The 15,487-nt window shown below is 54.4% G+C and carries 13 protein-coding genes; 6 read left to right on the top strand and 7 right to left on the bottom strand.

Translation table 11 applies throughout. The features are described 5' to 3' along the window. Positions 1 to 90: 90 nt before the first annotated feature. Together DFO57_RS06840 and DFO57_RS06835 are read right to left on the bottom strand one after the other, a co-directional pair. Entirely contained in the window at positions 91 to 987 is an 897-nt protein-coding gene (locus DFO57_RS06840; RefSeq protein WP_110015200.1) for a LysR family transcriptional regulator, read from the bottom strand. Positions 988 to 1,172: 185 nt separating this feature from the next. Next, on the bottom strand, positions 1,173 to 1,541 hold the full coding sequence (locus DFO57_RS06835; RefSeq protein ID WP_014606915.1) for a helix-turn-helix domain-containing protein: 369 nt from the start codon (positions 1,539 to 1,541) through the stop codon (positions 1,173 to 1,175). A gap of 224 nt (positions 1,542 to 1,765) precedes the next feature. Between DFO57_RS06835 and DFO57_RS06830 the strand changes: the two genes are divergently transcribed. The 3 genes from DFO57_RS06830 (at position 1,766) to DFO57_RS06820 (ending at position 4,912) form a co-directional block, all read left to right on the top strand. Beyond that, complete coding sequence (locus DFO57_RS06830) at positions 1,766 to 2,425, top strand: response regulator (protein WP_014595088.1); 660 nt, start codon at positions 1,766 to 1,768, stop codon at positions 2,423 to 2,425. Continuing rightward, positions 2,422 to 3,771 carry a HAMP domain-containing sensor histidine kinase gene (locus DFO57_RS06825; protein WP_026020989.1) on the top strand — a complete coding sequence of 450 codons (1,350 nt, stop codon included), beginning with the start codon at positions 2,422 to 2,424 and terminating at the stop codon, positions 3,769 to 3,771. The genes DFO57_RS06830 and DFO57_RS06825 overlap by 4 nt, the downstream gene beginning before the upstream one ends. Positions 3,772 to 4,045: 274 nt before the next feature. Then, the gene (locus tag DFO57_RS06820) at positions 4,046 to 4,912 is read left to right on the top strand and encodes a nucleoside-specific channel-forming protein Tsx (RefSeq protein ID WP_014595086.1); all 867 of its coding nucleotides are present in this window, start codon (positions 4,046 to 4,048) and stop codon (positions 4,910 to 4,912) included. Between the two features lie 86 nt (positions 4,913 to 4,998). On the opposite strand, the gene yjdN is transcribed toward DFO57_RS06820, so the two are convergent. Beyond that, on the bottom strand, positions 4,999 to 5,436 hold the full coding sequence (gene yjdN / locus DFO57_RS06815) for a VOC family metalloprotein YjdN (RefSeq protein ID WP_013024205.1): 438 nt from the start codon (positions 5,434 to 5,436) through the stop codon (positions 4,999 to 5,001). Between the two features lie 571 nt (positions 5,437 to 6,007). Between yjdN and DFO57_RS06810 the strand changes: the two genes are divergently transcribed. Beyond that, positions 6,008 to 7,552, top strand: a complete 1,545-nt coding sequence (locus DFO57_RS06810; protein ID WP_014595085.1) for a methyl-accepting chemotaxis protein — start codon at positions 6,008 to 6,010, stop codon at positions 7,550 to 7,552. Positions 7,553 to 7,907: 355 nt separating this feature from the next. Next, the gene (locus tag DFO57_RS06805; RefSeq protein ID WP_014606919.1) at positions 7,908 to 9,317 is read left to right on the top strand and encodes an MFS transporter; all 1,410 of its coding nucleotides are present in this window, start codon (positions 7,908 to 7,910) and stop codon (positions 9,315 to 9,317) included. Between the two features lie 43 nt (positions 9,318 to 9,360). Here DFO57_RS06805 and DFO57_RS06800 read toward each other — a convergent pair whose 3' ends face one another. From DFO57_RS06800 to DFO57_RS06790, 3 genes are read right to left on the bottom strand one after another with little or no spacing between them, the layout of a single operon-like run. Then, positions 9,361 to 10,671, bottom strand: coding sequence for a cytochrome c (locus tag DFO57_RS06800; RefSeq protein ID WP_105082563.1), 1,311 nt, complete (start codon positions 10,669 to 10,671; stop codon positions 9,361 to 9,363). An 11-nt stretch (positions 10,672 to 10,682) separates the two neighbouring features. Next, the gene (locus DFO57_RS06795) at positions 10,683 to 12,467 is read right to left on the bottom strand and encodes a GMC family oxidoreductase (RefSeq protein ID WP_013024201.1); all 1,785 of its coding nucleotides are present in this window, start codon (positions 12,465 to 12,467) and stop codon (positions 10,683 to 10,685) included. 2 nt (positions 12,468 to 12,469) lie between these two features. Next, the gene (locus DFO57_RS06790) at positions 12,470 to 13,195 is read right to left on the bottom strand and encodes a gluconate 2-dehydrogenase subunit 3 family protein (RefSeq protein ID WP_019105649.1); all 726 of its coding nucleotides are present in this window, start codon (positions 13,193 to 13,195) and stop codon (positions 12,470 to 12,472) included. Between the two features lie 273 nt (positions 13,196 to 13,468). Between DFO57_RS06790 and sbmA the strand changes: the two genes are divergently transcribed. Beyond that, positions 13,469 to 14,716: a peptide antibiotic transporter SbmA gene (gene sbmA, locus DFO57_RS06785; RefSeq protein WP_110015199.1), complete on the top strand. Its 1,248-nt coding sequence runs from the start codon at positions 13,469 to 13,471 to the stop codon at positions 14,714 to 14,716. Positions 14,717 to 15,249: 533 nt separating this feature from the next. On the opposite strand, the gene DFO57_RS06780 is transcribed toward sbmA, so the two are convergent. Continuing rightward, on the bottom strand, positions 15,250 to 15,459 hold the full coding sequence (locus DFO57_RS06780) for a DUF1471 domain-containing protein (RefSeq protein ID WP_014606922.1): 210 nt from the start codon (positions 15,457 to 15,459) through the stop codon (positions 15,250 to 15,252). Positions 15,460 to 15,487: the final 28 nt, after the last annotated feature.

Raw genomic sequence — 15,487 nt, 5'->3', positions numbered from 1 at the left:
TAGGGACTCAGGCTAACAATGGTGACGAGACAACAACAGTCGGCGCGCGATATTTGCTGACTGGCCTGTTTTGTTGCTGTACTGCAACAATCAGTGCGCGCCCAGTTGGTCGATCAGCGTATCGCACAGCAGGTTGATGGGAGAGGCCGATGCGATGTCCTGATGCCTCAGCAGGTAGCTCTGTGAGCGATCCATCTGCCACTCCGGCAGCACCTGGACAATTTTCCCCTGCGTCAGCGCCTCCTGCACCATATAGGAAGGCAGATAGGCGATGCCGTTGCCCGCCAGTGCAGCGTTCAGCAGCGCCATACTGTTATTGGCCCGAAAGCGGCTACGCACGTCTACCGCCAGACGCAGCTTATCGCGACGAAAAGGCAGTGCCGCCGTGTGCGCCGGGCCGTGAAACATCAAAAGATCATGGCGGGGTAACAGGCGCGGATGCGAAATGGCAGGATGCTGCGCCAGGTAGTCAGGGGCGGCGTACAGGCCCCAGTGGATGTCGCTCAAAACACGAAAGTTGCCCTGGCGGGGCGCATGAGCACGGATAACTATCGCGATGTCTACCCCGTCGCCAAGGGTCTCATCGTTGTTATCCGTAAGGCTGAGATCGACATTGATGTGCAGATGACCGCGCAGAAACCGATTCAGCAGCGGCACGATGCACTGGCAGCCATAGGTGACGGGCGCCTGTAAGCGGACATTACCGGCAGGATTTTGGTGAGCCTGCTGCACAAAATCTTCGGCCCGGTGCATTTCGTCCAGCATACGCACGCAAAAGGGATAGTAAGCCTGGCCGAGTTCCGTCAGCGTCATCCGGCGAGTCGTACGCTGGAGCAGCCGAATGCCCAGCCGCTGTTCCAGCCCGGCAATTTCCCGGCTGATATGGGACTTTGACACGCCGAGTACGCGTGCGGCTTCCGTAAAGCTTTTGAGTTCCACCACGCGCGCAAACAACATCATGGCGATCAGGTTATCGCTGTTAGTCATCGGATTCCTGGGACAAATCGGCCTGCTGAAGGTTATTGCACAGCCACGACGCCGTGCCTCAGGCAGTCAGAATAAAGCAACGGAAGGAAAGCGGACAGCGTGGGAGCAGGAAAAAGGACGCGAGGCAGCCCTGGCGATGCATGGACATTCCCACAAGTTCGCGGATGGGAATGTCCATACAGAGACTAACTTGCCATGGCATAAGGGAATAATAAACGATCTGGCTCTACCCGGCGCTGACGGCGCAGTTGACCCGGCGTGACCATAAAATAGTTTTTAAACGTTCGTGTGTAGGCCTGTTGGGTATCAAACCCATAGCTCATTGCCACCTGTAAAATCGCTTCGTTGCTGTTAAGCAGCGTCAGGGCCGACTCGGTCAGACGGCGCTGACGGATATACTCGGCCAGTGAGAAGCCGGTATGCTGGCGAAATAACCGTTGCAGGTGCCAACGGGAATAGCCCGCGCGGCGAGCAACTTCGTCCAGATGCAGATCGTGTCCTAAATTGCTTTCTATCCATTCCAGCAAACTACGAATAAACTCGCGCTGATTCATGGTGTTCTCCTGGTTAAAGCAGATGTGCAGGGAACACACTGTAGCGCGTTAAATTTATCCCTTAATTAGCGAAAAATTAGCGCAGAATTAGCAAAGCGGTAAAATCGCCTCTTTAGGTACAGGCATCCGGCGCGCCCCGGCCTTTTAGCAGGCTGAGCGCCCCAATAATTCTGCGCTAATAATCCAGCGCTACACTGTTGCCATTTTTCGGGAGGGCATCATCCATGCGCGTTTTGTTGGTCGAAGATGATGAAATGATCGGCGCGAATTTGCAGCAGGCGCTGGAAGCGGCAGGCTGGTCAGTTGACTGGGTACGCGATGGCGTGTATGCGCAAAACGCCTGGAGCGAAGGCGGCTACAGCTGCGTCCTGCTTGATCTTGGCTTACCCCGGGACGACGGATTGCAGGTGCTGAGACGGGCACGCGGGCGCGGGGATGCCACACCGGTCTTGATCCTTACCGCCCGCGATACGGTCGCTCAGCGCGTACAGGGCCTGGATTATGGTGCGGATGACTACCTGCTTAAGCCTTTTGATCTTCAGGAGGTGATGGCCCGCATGCGTGCGATTACCCGGCGCCATCACGGTTCCGCCGATTCGGTGCTGGGCAGCGGGGATGTTCAACTGGATATGCTGACGCGCGAAGTCCTGTACAAAGGGCAACGTGAACAGTTAACCGCCCGGGAATATGCCCTGCTCTATGCGCTGCTGGAGCGGCCCGGTGCCATCCTGTCACGCGAGCAGTTAGAGAACCGCATCTATGGCTGGGGCGAAGAAGTCAGCAGCAATGCAGTAGACGTATTAATCCACGGCATGCGGCGCAAGCTGGATAATGATGTGATCCGCAACGTGCGCGGACTGGGTTGGCGAGTACCGGCAATATGAAAATCTTTATGCGATCGTTACGGAATAAATTACTCAGTACGTTACTGGTCATTCATTTGCTGATGATTGGCGGCGTGGCCTGGTATTTCTTTAGCTGCTACGGTGAAATGGTGGGCGTCATCAAGGATGAGCAGCTCGCCAAGCTGGCCGATGCCTGGTCAGTGAATCGCGAAATCCCTCCACTGATGCCGCTTATTGCGCCAGCGCACAAGATCAAAAGCGCCTTCGTCATTCAGCTATGGGATGCCAAAGGTCAGCTACGCTCCAGCTCCTGGCCTGAGTTGCACGCGCCGTTACAGGCCGAAAACGGCTACAAAGATGTGCAGATCGGCGGCTGCCACGACTGCGAATGGCGAATTTATACCCGCTCCGGCCAGCCCGGCAGCGAGATAAAGACCATTCAGGTGATGCTCAATCTCAGCTACATGAAAGAAATGATGGTGAGGCGGGCGCTGTCGGCGATTATTCCGCTGATTTTAATGATGCCGCTGTCATTACTGGTTATCTGGCTGGTCGTGCGCAAAATCACCCGGGATTTGCGCGTTGCCTCCCGGGAGATTGCCGCGCAGGATGCCCATCACCCACACAGCGTTTCACCGGGAAGCCTGCCTGATGAAATTCAGCCGCTGGTCGCCGCCTATAATTCGCTGCTGGATAAACTTCGTGCGGCCTGGTCTTCACAGCGCCAGTTTATGGAAGATGCCGCGCACGAATTGCGGACGCCGGTCACGGCGGTTACGTTGCAGTTGGAGAACCTGCGGCAGCATATTCAGCCTGGCGAGGCCAGCCGTCAGTTTGCACAACTGGAATCGGGCGTGACCCGCACCCGCCATCTGGTGACCCAATTGCTGAATATGTCACGCTGGGAAGATCAGTCGGTTGTCGCCAGCCTCGAAACTATCGCGCTGGAAGATGTGCTGAAAGAGAGCATTGAGCAGCTCATGGTGGTGGCAGATAAACGCGGTATCGACATTGGCTTTAGCGGCACCACGCACTACCAGTTGCAGGCCGGACGATCGGAGCTGCGAAGCCTGTTTGATAACCTGATTGGCAATGCCATGCTTCATACGCCTGAAGGCAGCCTGGTGGATGTCCTGCTGCACCGTGTTGACGGGCAAACCGTGGTAGATATCGTCGATAACGGCCCTGGCATGCCGGAGTCGTTTATTGAACGCGCGTTTGATCGCTTTGCCCGCGCCCCGGATGTTAAAGCCCAGGGGAGCGGGTTAGGCTTGTCTATTGTACGAAGCGTGGCACACAAACATCATATCCGCGTTGCCCTGTCCAATTGCCTGAATCCGCACGGTGTGCGTTGCGGTTTTCAGGTCCGCGTCACTTTTCCCTGATCCTCGCTGTTTGATTCGGAACCAGACAACGTAAACGGTTGCCTGGTTCCGTTCGCCTGAGACAATATTGTGACAAACATCACAATATTGATGAATTGTTATGCAACACATTTTGACAAATGTGACCAAAAGCTATTTTCTATCTCTCTGTTACAGGCACGCTACGCTAACTAAAACAGGCGGCCTGAGTACATTACTGCCCAACCTTTGGGATTGATTTCCAAACAGCGCGCAAACGATTGTCTTGCGCATAAAAACCAGTGGTCAAAATATAATGAAATTTAAAACGTTAATGGCAGGCGCCCTGCTGGCAGGTTCCTTAAACGGTGCAGTGCAGGCTGCTGACAATGCTCCCCAGTACGTTTCCGACTGGTGGCATCAGAGCGTAAACGTGGTGGGCAGTTACCATACTCGCTTCGGACCGCAGTTCAATAATGACGTCTATCTGGAATATGAAGCGTTTGCGAAAAAAGACTGGTTTGATTTTTACGGCTACGTTGATCTGCCGAACTTCTTTGGCGTGGGCAACAGCAATGCTAACGGCATTTTCGACCACGGTTCGCCGCTGTTCATGGAAATTGAGCCGCGTTTCTCCATTGATAAACTGACCGGCACCAGCCTGGCCTTTGGTCCGTTTAAAGAGTGGTACTTCGCGAACAACTATATCTACGATATGGGCCGCAACAGCGCCAACCGTCAGAATACCTGGTATATGGGCCTGGGCACCGACATCGATACGCACAGCGATATCGGTCTGTCGCTTAACGTCTATGCCAAATACCAGTGGGAAAACTACGGTGCAGCGAATGAAAACAGCTGGGATGGCTATCGCTTCAAAGTGAAATATTTTGTGCCAATCACCACTCTTTGGGGCGGTAACCTTGGCTACGTAGGCTTTACCAACTTCGACTGGGGTTCAGACTTACGCGAAAAGAGTGGCCCGATTCGCACCAGCAATTCAATCGCCTCCAGCCATATCCTGTCGCTGGGTTACGATCACTGGCACTTCTCGGCCGTCGCCCGTTATTTTCATAACGGCGGTCAGTGGGGAGCGGGTCAGGAGTTAGGATTTGGTGAAAGCGCGTCTGAAATCAAGTCCACAGGCTGGGGTTACTACCTGGTCGCTGGCTATAACTTCTGATTGCTGTCGCACCGCGAAAAGAGGTGGCGGCAAACGTTGAGGCCTTCCCATAGGGAAGGCCTCGCGTCTTTACAGACTGCAGCGTATTACGCGTCGGGTTTTACCACGTTGATGCGCCATGGAATATTGAATTTATCGATAAACATGGCGAAGCCGTTAGACCAGAACGTCTCCTGCCATGGCGTAGTGACTTTCCCGCCTGCAGACAGCTTTTCAAACCATGCCTTACCCTGCTCTGCATCATTGGTTGCCAGACTCACGGCATAGCCCGCGTGTTCTGAGGCCGGAGGCTGATGGGGATTGCCATCACTCATCATCAGCTCACCCTGACCAATGCGGAGGTGCGCATGCATAATTTTCTCAGGGGGCAACGGCGGAGCGGACCGATCGCCCACCTGTTCACCCTGCTCCGGCATATCGCCAAACGTCATTTTTTGCAGCAGTTTTCCACCCGTTGCCTGCAAATAGAATTCTATCGCTTCTTCACAGCGACCATAGAGAAACAAATAGGGACATACTTGCATTATTACCTCGATACCGGTGAGTAGAGACTTCCTTATAACGATGTAATAAGTGTAGACGACAGGTCAGGGTTGACGACGATAACCGGATAAAGATTCATCATTCGGATTATTTACCTGACGTAGGTCAGCCTTTTCTCTGTTGATTTTACAAATAAAACAGGACCAGACCTGACAACAATAAAAGCGTGATTTCCTGTCAGATATTATTGTCATGGCAATAATAACAAAGCATGACCGTCGAATGATGAAATAAAAGGCCAGTTTATAACGCGTTACGATACATCACCTCTTGCGCCGTGCTGTTTATCGCCAGCAGTCATCCTGTGCACGCGCCGATCGTTCGGGCTTTGTTAAATCTGTCTGGCCCTAAAACTCAGGTTATCTAACGTAAAGGGCGAAATAACCGAACCGGCAGAAAAGATCATCAGGTAATAATATTGAATCATCTGGTTCATTATTTCGCTCATCTTTTACCCACCTTATTGTTTATTAATTTCAGCACGTTCCCACTAAATATTTACCCTCCTGATGCCGATATATCAGTCCATAATCCCCTATTCAGGACTGCGTAATGTCGTTAAAAAAATCTTCACTACTGGTTTTGTCGTTCCTGTTAATTCTTTTTCTTATCAGCATATCGGTCAGCATCTGGTTACTGGCCCGGAGCAACGCGTCGTTAAATGCGGTTAATAAAGAAATCCGCGTAGTGTTATCAGTTATCGATCCTATCAACCACAGCCGAACGTTACGCGTCCGGCTGATGGAATACATGAAAGAAATTGAGAACGACGGCCCGCAGGGCGGCTATTCTCTGGACAGCGTGAAAAGCGTCGCGGCTAAAGCCGATGCTGCCTTTCAGGCTTATCTGAGTGCGCCACGCATTCCGGGTGAAGAGGCCGATGCAGACCGCTATCGTCAGGCCTATCTGGCTTATCGCGATCAGGGAATTCAACCCTTGATTGAAGCGGCCGAAGCCCGCGATCAGCAGCGCTTTAAAAATCAAATTGCCAACGTAGTCCGCCTCGACCGACAGTATGAAATCGTGCTGGATCAGGTGCTGGCCCAACACGAGGCTTATGCGAAGAAACTGAATACTGACGCCCAGGGCAACTTTTCATCCGGGATCACGCTGCTCATCGTGTTTGGCTTGTTATTCCTGGCCATCATCATTGCGATACTGATCTTTGTCAGACGCTATATCTTATCGCCGCTCAATAACGCAAAAGCGCACTGCAGCGAGATTGCGGCAGGCGTGCTCGATCACCCGGTGCCGGTCAAAATCGGCTCGAAGAGCGAAATTCAGCAACTGATGAGCTCGATGGAGCAAATGCGGACGTCTCTGACGGACATTATTATCCGGGTGCGCCACTCAACCCACGCGGTGTCCTGTGCTTCACAGGAAATTGCCAGCGGTAATATCGATCTGGCGTCCCGTACCGAGCAGCAAGCTGCGGCGCTAACGGAAACGGCGGCCAGCATGGAGCAGTTAGGGGCAACCGTTAAACAGAACACGGACAACGTGTTTGAAGCCTGCCGTCTGGCTAACGAAGCGGTACAGAACGCAGAAACCGGCGAGAAGGTTTCTCAGCAGGTTATCGTTTCAATGGCCAAAATTAATGAAAGTTCGAAGAAGATCGAGGATATTACCAGCGTTATTAACAGCATTGCTTTTCAAACCAATATTCTGGCGCTGAACGCCGCTGTCGAAGCAGCGCGCGCCGGTGAGCAAGGCCGGGGTTTTGCCGTTGTCGCCGGTGAAGTGCGTAATCTTGCGCAACGCAGCGCCGTGGCGGCGAAAGAAATTGAAGGACTGATTGCCGAATCGGTCGCGACGATTCGCGTGGGTTCTGATCAGGTCAGCCGCACGGGCGAGGCGATGAATGCGATTATTTCCTCGGTGAGCCGGGTGAACGAGCTGATGGACCACATTTCAACCGCGTCCGATGAGCAGCATCACGGTATCAGCCAGATTGAAAAGGCGGTCACTGAGATGGATGGTGTGACGCAGCAAAACGCCGCGCTGGTCCAGGAGTCGGCCGCCGCGGCTGCTTCGCTGGAAGAGCAGGCTCAGCACCTGACCCACTCCGTTTCTGCTTTCCGCCTGTCTGGCGTCTAAAACGGATTCCCGCTCGGGTGATCAGGCCTGAGCGGGAAACAGACTCTGTGCGGCGCGGCGTCAGCCTGTGAGTGCCTGGCCTTTACCGGCCCGCCAATCGTGGTGACGGCTGACCGCGCCTTTGTGCCCTGACCGGCTCTTGTGCCTTTACCTCGGCCGCCTGCCGTTCTGCCCAAAAAACCGTCCCAGTCAATACTGCAATATGCGTTGCTAAAAATTCATCATTATTCCTGTCGGCAAGAATCAGGTAATTGATTATTCTGCTGCTTCACGGCTCGCGAATGGGCAACGCTTTCAAAACACATCACGGCCTGTAGCGGGAATGGCAATCATCCTGACATGAGGTTCACCTTACATGACACCAGCCTTCATCACAGGGATAGCACCGACGGCGGCATCGTCGGCCAACACCAGCTTAGCTGAGCGCATTGATGCGCTACCTTCTTCTGTCGGTTTATGGCGCTTTATCTCGCTGCTGGCGCTGGGCGGGTTCTTTGAGCTTTACGATCTGTTTGAAACCGGGTATATCAGCACTGGCTTGCTGGCGGCCGGTATCTTCCACACGGGCAGTGCCGGGATACTGGGCATTACCGATCAGGCTGCGTTTGCTTCCGCTACCTTTCTGGGGCTGTTTGTTGGCGCCAGCCTGCTCACGCCCCTTGCCGACCGCTTTGGTCGTCGACTGACCTTTATCTGTGCCCTGGCCTGGTACGGCGTATTTTCACTGCTCATGGCTTTTCAGCACAGCGCGGAGATGGTGATCCTGTGCCGCTTTCTGGTGGGGATTGGGCTGGGCGTAGAATTGGTCACCATTGATACTTATTTGAGTGAATGGGTGCCCACTCACCTGCGTAACCGGGCTTTTGCCTTTTCATTTTTTATCCAGTTCCTGTCGGTGCCTGCCGTCGCGCTCATGTCGTGGTGGCTGATGCCGCAAAATATCCTTGGGCTGGAAGGCTGGCGCTGGGTGGTGATTGCCGGTGCGGTCTGTTCACTGGTGATCTGGTTTGTGCGCAAAAACCTGCCAGAGTCCGCGCGCTGGCTGGTGCAGCAGGGGCGCGTCGATGAGGCCCATCAGGTGATGGCGAAAATGGAAAAACGGTGCGGCATCGCCCCGGGCCTGCCGTTGACGAAGCCGTCCGTCTCAGACAAGAAACCGGAGAAGAGCCGCTTTCGGGAGATCTGGTCAGCCCGCTATCGCAAGCGCACGCTTATGTTGGTGGTCATGAACTTCTTTCAGGCGATTGGTTTTTATGGTTTTGGTAACTGGCTGCCGGCATTGCTGTCCGGTCAGGGAACGTCGATCACCCACAGCCTGCTGTATGCGTTTTTTATCACGCTTGCCTACCCGATTGGATCGCTGATTTGTGGCAGTTTTACCAGCCAGCTCGAAAACAAATGGCAAATCGTTCTCTCTTCGCTCATGACGGTGGTATTCGGTACGCTGTTTGCCCTGCAAACCAACCCGGTACTGCTGATTATTTGCGGTTTCCTGATCACCTTCTCGAATGCCTGGCTGACCTGCAGCTATCATGCCTATCAGACCGAGATTTTCCCCACGCACATCCGCGCACGGGCAGTAGGTTTCTGCTACTCGTTCAGCCGGTTATCAACCGCATTCAGCAGTCTTTTGATCGGTGTGATTTTGCAGTACGCCGGCACGCATGGCGTTATCGCGTTTATCGTGCTGAGTATGCTGATGGTGATGCTGTCGGTGGGCGTTTTCGGGCCTAAGACGCGCGGTATCAGGCTGGAACATATCTGAACATTCAGCCTTCCCCCTGCGGGGAAGGCTGAAACACTGAGGTCTACTTCCCTTCTAACACCTTGATATCTGCATTGCCCTGACGATCTTTGACCTCTTCACGCAGGGCAGCCACCTGCTTCGCCGTCACGTTATCCGCCGCATTGTTGCCCCAGCTGCGACGAATAAAGTTCACCACGTCTGCGACCTGCTGATCGTTCAGACGCCAGCCAAATGCCGGCATAGTGATGGTTGAAGGCGCGCCTTTTACTCCACGCAGTTCGCCACCAACCAGCACGATGTGAATCAGCGAGGTCGGATCGTCTGCCATCACCACAGGATTGCCCCGCAGCGCAGGATAGAAGCGTTTATAGCCGCTGCCATCGGTTTTATGGCAGGCTGCGCAGCTGTCCACATAGGTCGCGGCGCCCGTCTGACTGTCGTCGCCCTTCCATAAGGCTTTGGCCGTCGCGTCATCCACGCTAAACGCCACCTGATGCGGATCTTTGGCACCCAGCGACTTCAGATAGCGGGCGATGGCCGTGATGTCTTCATCCGTCAGGTGCTGCAGGCTGTGGTCGACAACGTCCACCATGCCGCCAAATGCCGCCGTGTGGTCGTTACGCCCATAGCGCAGGAACTGGCGCAGGTCATCTTCACTCCAGCGGCCCAGGCCATCGCGGTTATCTCCGCGCAGATTGCTTGCGGTCCAGCCGTCAACCGGCGCACTGCTGCCCGCCAGATAATCCGTTCCCCCGGCATTGGTTAACGCCTTTTCCTGCAGGGTAAAACTACGCGGCGTATGGCAGGCACCGCAGTGGCCCAGACCTTCTACCAGGTAACGGCCGCGCGCCAGCGTCGCATCCTCCTGCTCTGCAGGCTGGAACGCCTTTACATCCGGTGCAAACAGGTTGCGCCAGATCGCCAGCGGCCAGCGCATTGACAGGGGCCAGGGAATATCACTCTCTTTGTTGGCCTGACTGACCGGGGCAACTCCGTGCATGAAGTAGGCATACAGCGCCTGCATGTCTTCATCGCTGACCACGGCATAAGACGGATAAGGCATAGCGGGATAGAGCGTATCGCCGTTTTTCGCGATACCGTGCCGCACGGCTTTCTGAAAGTCGTCGTAGCTGTAGTCACCAATACCGGTCGATTTATCCGGCGTGATATTGGTGGAGTAGATCGTGCCAATCGGCGTGGCCATCGGCAATCCCCCTGCAAAGGGCTTGCCGCCTTCACTGCTGTGGCAGGCTACACAGTCGCCCGCGCGCGCCAGATATTCACCGCGTTTAACCCGATCGGCCGTGCTGTCATCCGCCAGGGCGGCGAAGGCGAGGCTGCCCAACACCAGGGCTAAAATACCGTTTTTCATCACCATCTTCCTTATGCCTGCACCAGGGGACCCGGATTCTTCAGATACTGTTCCCGAATCGCTTTCGCCGACCAGTAGGTCAGTGCGGCGACCATGCCGGTGGGGTTATATCCCAGCCCCTGCGGAAACGCTGAAGCGCCGGGAACGAAGACATTCGGCACATCCCAGCTTTGCAGATAACGGTTCACCGCACTGGTATTGGGATCTTCACCCATAATCGCGCCGCCGCTGATGTGGGTTGTCTGATACACGGTCGTGTCAAAATGCGTACCAGGCTTCTTCGCCCCGCCAATGATCATTTTAGGATTCATGGCTTCGGCGATTTTATGCATTTTCCCCACCATGAACTGCGCCATTTTGATGTCGTTGTCCTGCCAGTCGAACGTCATGCGCAGCAACGGCTGGCCGTAGGCATCTTTGTAGTTCGGGTCCAGGTCCAGATAGTTAGCGCGGTAAGACTGGTGCGCACCGTGAGCATCCATGGAAAGGTGGTGCGTGTAGGTGTCCGCCACGGCGGCTTTCCACTGACTGCCCCAGTTTGGCGTGCCGGTCGGCGTGGGGAGCCCCGAGATCGGTTTGGTGCCTGCCTGGTTCACCCAGAACGGCGACCCGCCAACAAAGCCGTGCGGACCATGATCGAAATTGTCGGCATTGAAATCATCCACGGCGACGCCTGCACCGCCAGCACCGATGAAGGGATTGGTGGTGGTGTTTTTATCGAACAGCGCTTTCAACGTCGACAGGTTTTGATAGGCGAAGTTGCGCCCTACCGTACCTTCGTTGGTGATCGGGTTGTAAGGTTTACCAATGCCGGACAACAGCATCAAATGGACGTTATGGAACTGAAAGGCAGACAGAATGACCAGATCCGCCGGTTGCACCTGCTCACGGCCCTGCGCATCGACATAGGTGACACCGGTCGCACGCTGCTTATCACCCGTGAGGTTGACGCGCAGCACGTAAGAATTGTTACGCAGCTCAAACTTTGGCTCCTGACGCAGCGCAGGCAAAATATTCACATTCGGCGATGCCTTGGAATACATATAACAGGCGTAGCCGCTGCAGTAGCCGCAGAAGTTGCACGGCCCCATCTGGGCGCCGTAAGTATTGGTATAGGGACCAGAGGTGTTCGCCGACGGCAGATCGTAAGGGTGATAACCTACGGACTCGGCGGCCTGGGCGAACAGCTGAGCCGACCAGGTACGCTTTTGCGCGGGCAGTGGAAAGTTGTCAGAGCGATCGGGCGCAAAGGGGTTACCGCCTTTGTCTTTGCCGACGACCTTGCCCTGAATACTCCAGGCACTACCGGAGGTGCCAAACACCTTTTCAGCTTTATCAAAAAACGGCTCCAGCTCCTGGTAGTCCACGCCAAAGTCCTGAATGGTCATGCCTTCAGGAATAAAGTTTTTACCGTAGCGCGCCTCATAGTGGCTACGCAGCTTCAGCTCTACGGGATCAACCCGAAAATGGACACCCGACCAGTGCAGCCCGGCGCCGCCGGTACCGGTACCGGGCAGGAAGGCCGCCAGTTGGCGGTAAGGCACGGCCGTTTGTGAGGCGTCGTGCCGAATGGTGACGGTGCTCTTAGACAGGTCCTGAAACAGCTTTTTGCGAACGTTGTAGGTCAGCTCATCAATCGACTGCGGGTAAGAACCATCCGGATAGGTATCACGATGTGGACCGCGCTCCAGCGCCAGCACGTTCAGACCTGCTTCGGTCAGCTCTTTGGCCATAATGGCGCCCGCCCAGCCAAAGCCGACAATCACGGCATCCACTTTCTTTAATTCATTTGCCATGCTCAGCTTCTCTCTCCACGAATCGACACTGACGGGAACGGATAGCGTTCACCGCGCTCTACCCAGTCCATAAAGTCGGCGCGTGCGCCAGGGAAGTTAATGAGCTTCCAGCCCACCATGCCCTGATTGCCGCCGTGGATGGGATCGCTAAAGAAGCCTTCGCGGGTGTTCTGCAATAAGTATGAGAAAAACACGTTGGCGGGCAGCTGACGGAAACCGGCTTTGCCGCTCTCCATGGCCTGTAATAATGCGTCCTGCTGCCCGGCGTCGAGTTGGGCAAACACCTTACCGTGCTGCTGCTGACTGTAATGATCGGCATCAGCCAGACCGAGACGGTAGATCTGTTGCGGCACCAGCGGCAGCTGATAGCCCATTTCTTTAGGGACGTCGGGATTGAAAGGCCCCTGCATATACCAGTTCGCTCCGGTGGCGTAAGGCGTATTCATCTGACGATCGATAAACTCAGGCACGCCTGCTTCCAGCGCGCCGGGGCCGCGTTCATCAGCAGGAATCAGGCGCGCAACGGCCGCCTTGATAAAGGCAAATTCCTCGGCGGTAAACCAGGTGGGCTGATAATCTCGGGCAGACTGGGGTGCGGCGGGCGCTGCCGCCTGAGCGGGCGCAGAAAATGCACCAAGTGCGCTACTGCCTACCGCCACTGCGGGCGCCAGGGTGATGGTCTTCAGCAAAAAATCCCTGCGTGAATGACCCTTTTTCTGGTCTGACATGACATTGCCTCATCACCGCATCAACTGCGGTACGAAAAAGAGAAGTGAGTGCGTTGTAGTGGTTTTTATCTGCGGATTTCGGGTACAACGAACTGTTACCGGTAACAGTAAATATAAGTGTAACACCATTGCCAATAAACATTTAGTTTAAGGAAACAAAAAAGCACAATTTCATTAACATATATTTTGTCGATGTCATGTTCAGAAACAACAGGCTACAGACAGATAGCCGTTTAAACGTTATAAAAGCGATTACACAACAGCGGAGTACCTATGTTTAAGTCTTTCTTCCCGCGACCGGGACTGTTTTTCAGCTCGGCCGCCCTTTGGAGTTTACTGGCGATTTTTGGCTGGTTTGGCTTTGCCAGCGATTTACCGGCCCATTTTTGGCCTGCTTTTCAGGCCGCCATCAAGCTGCCCTTGCCCACGACGGTAATGCGGTTTATTGCGCCGGGTGAGTTGTGGTTTTATGCCTATTACTGGCTGATGGTGGCAATTTTCGCGATAGCCTGGCGACTAACTGACAACCATCCGTGGCAACGTTGGTCGGTATGGGGTTCGGCACTGATTATTTTTGTCACCTGGTTTGGTGTGCAGGTTGGCGTTGCCGTAAACGCCTGGTATGGCCCTTTTTATGATTTGATCCAAAAAGCGCTGACGAAAGCCGGCTCGGTTCAAATCAACGAATTTTATGCTCAGGTGATGGCCTTTTTGGGCATTGCCTTAATTGCGGTCGTTATTGGCGTGATGAATGCTTTTTTCATCAGCCATTGGGTATTCCGCTGGCGTACCGCAATGAACAATTATTATATGCACCACTGGCAGCGCTTACGCCACGTTGAAGGCGCGGCTCAGCGTGTGCAGGAAGATACCATGCGTTTTGCCACAACGCTGGAAAGCTGGGGCGTGAACTTTATCCAGGCCATTATGACCCTGGTGGCCTTTCTGCCGGTGTTGATCGCCCTGTCACATCATGTCGAAAACATTCCGATTCTGGGGAATCTTCCTTACGCGCTGGTGATTGCTGCGGTTCTCTGGTCGCTGTTCGGTACCGGTCTGCTGGCGCTGGTCGGGATTAAGCTCCCCGGTCTCGAATTTCGTAATCAACGGGTTGAAGCTGCTTATCGTAAAGAGCTGGTTTACGGCGAAGACAACGCCGACCGTGCCACACCACCCACGGTAAAAGTGCTGTTCAACAACGTGCGGGTTAACTATTTCCGTCTGTATTTTCACTATCTCTACTTCAACATCAGCCGCATTCTTTATCTTCAGGTCGATAACGTCTTTGGACTGTTTCTGTTGTTCCCGTCCATTGTCGCCGGAACGATAACGCTGGGTTTGCTTAACCAGATAACCAACGTTTTCGATCAGGTCCGCAGCTCGTTCCAGTACCTGATCACCTCATGGTCGACGCTGGTTGAGCTGATGTCTATCTATAAACGTCTGCGCAGCTTTGAGCAGATTCTGGATGACGTGCCGCACGGTGAGATGATGCGTGACGCCTCTGAAGACGTGTCATAACCAGGCTCTTCGCCTGCGGCAGCCTCATGCCGCAGGCAAATTATCGCGAATCCAGAGTCATGAGTCGGTGCCTGCCAGGATTGTTGGCCGCGCTTCACGCAATCCAGACTGACAAGCAGAACCTGGCGACTTGCTGAGCGCAGCAGACCGGTAAACCGGTTACTGATGCGGTTTACGTCTTCCCCTTCTGCCCAGGCTCTGCTTCCCTTAGCCCGTGATGGACTTTGCCATCGGCTGTCGTCCGACCAGGCTTAGGTGGTCTTACCGTCTTGCTGTATCAGGGATCGTCCGAGGCCAGCCTGTCTTGCACCTGGCTATTAATGGCAGTAAATCGTCTCTCGCGTGAAATCGCGGCCGCAGCGGAGAAGCCTGCACGTTATCGCGCCCAAAAATCAGGCAAGCGTCTGCACAGCTTAGTGGCGAATAACAAAGGATTCTGATGGGGAACCAGGAAGGGAAAAGATGAAACGGCGGGCATCCACAAACGCCGCCAGGACGCCCATAGGCGTCCTGTCAGCACACAACTTCAAGCATTATTTCAGCAGTTCAGCGGTCATGTGCACGCCGTTATTGGTGTTAGCTTCGGTGATTTTATAGGAAGCACCAGCTTCTTGCGCCTGCGCAGCAATTTTCGCTTCGGTGCTGTCCAGAGTAGAACCGGTCGCTGTCACAGTTTGCGCGAAGCCTGCAACAGGAAGAACGGCAAGGGCGATAACAGCAGCAAAAGTTTTGATAGTTTTCATGATAAATTCCTCGGTCATTTTCAGTTTA

Source organism: Pantoea sp. AG702 (assembly GCF_003182295.1).
GTDB lineage: Bacteria > Pseudomonadota > Gammaproteobacteria > Enterobacterales > Enterobacteriaceae > Pantoea > Pantoea ananatis.
The sequence above is the reverse complement of the archived record's forward strand: the minus strand, read 5'-3'. Positions and strand labels throughout refer to the sequence as shown.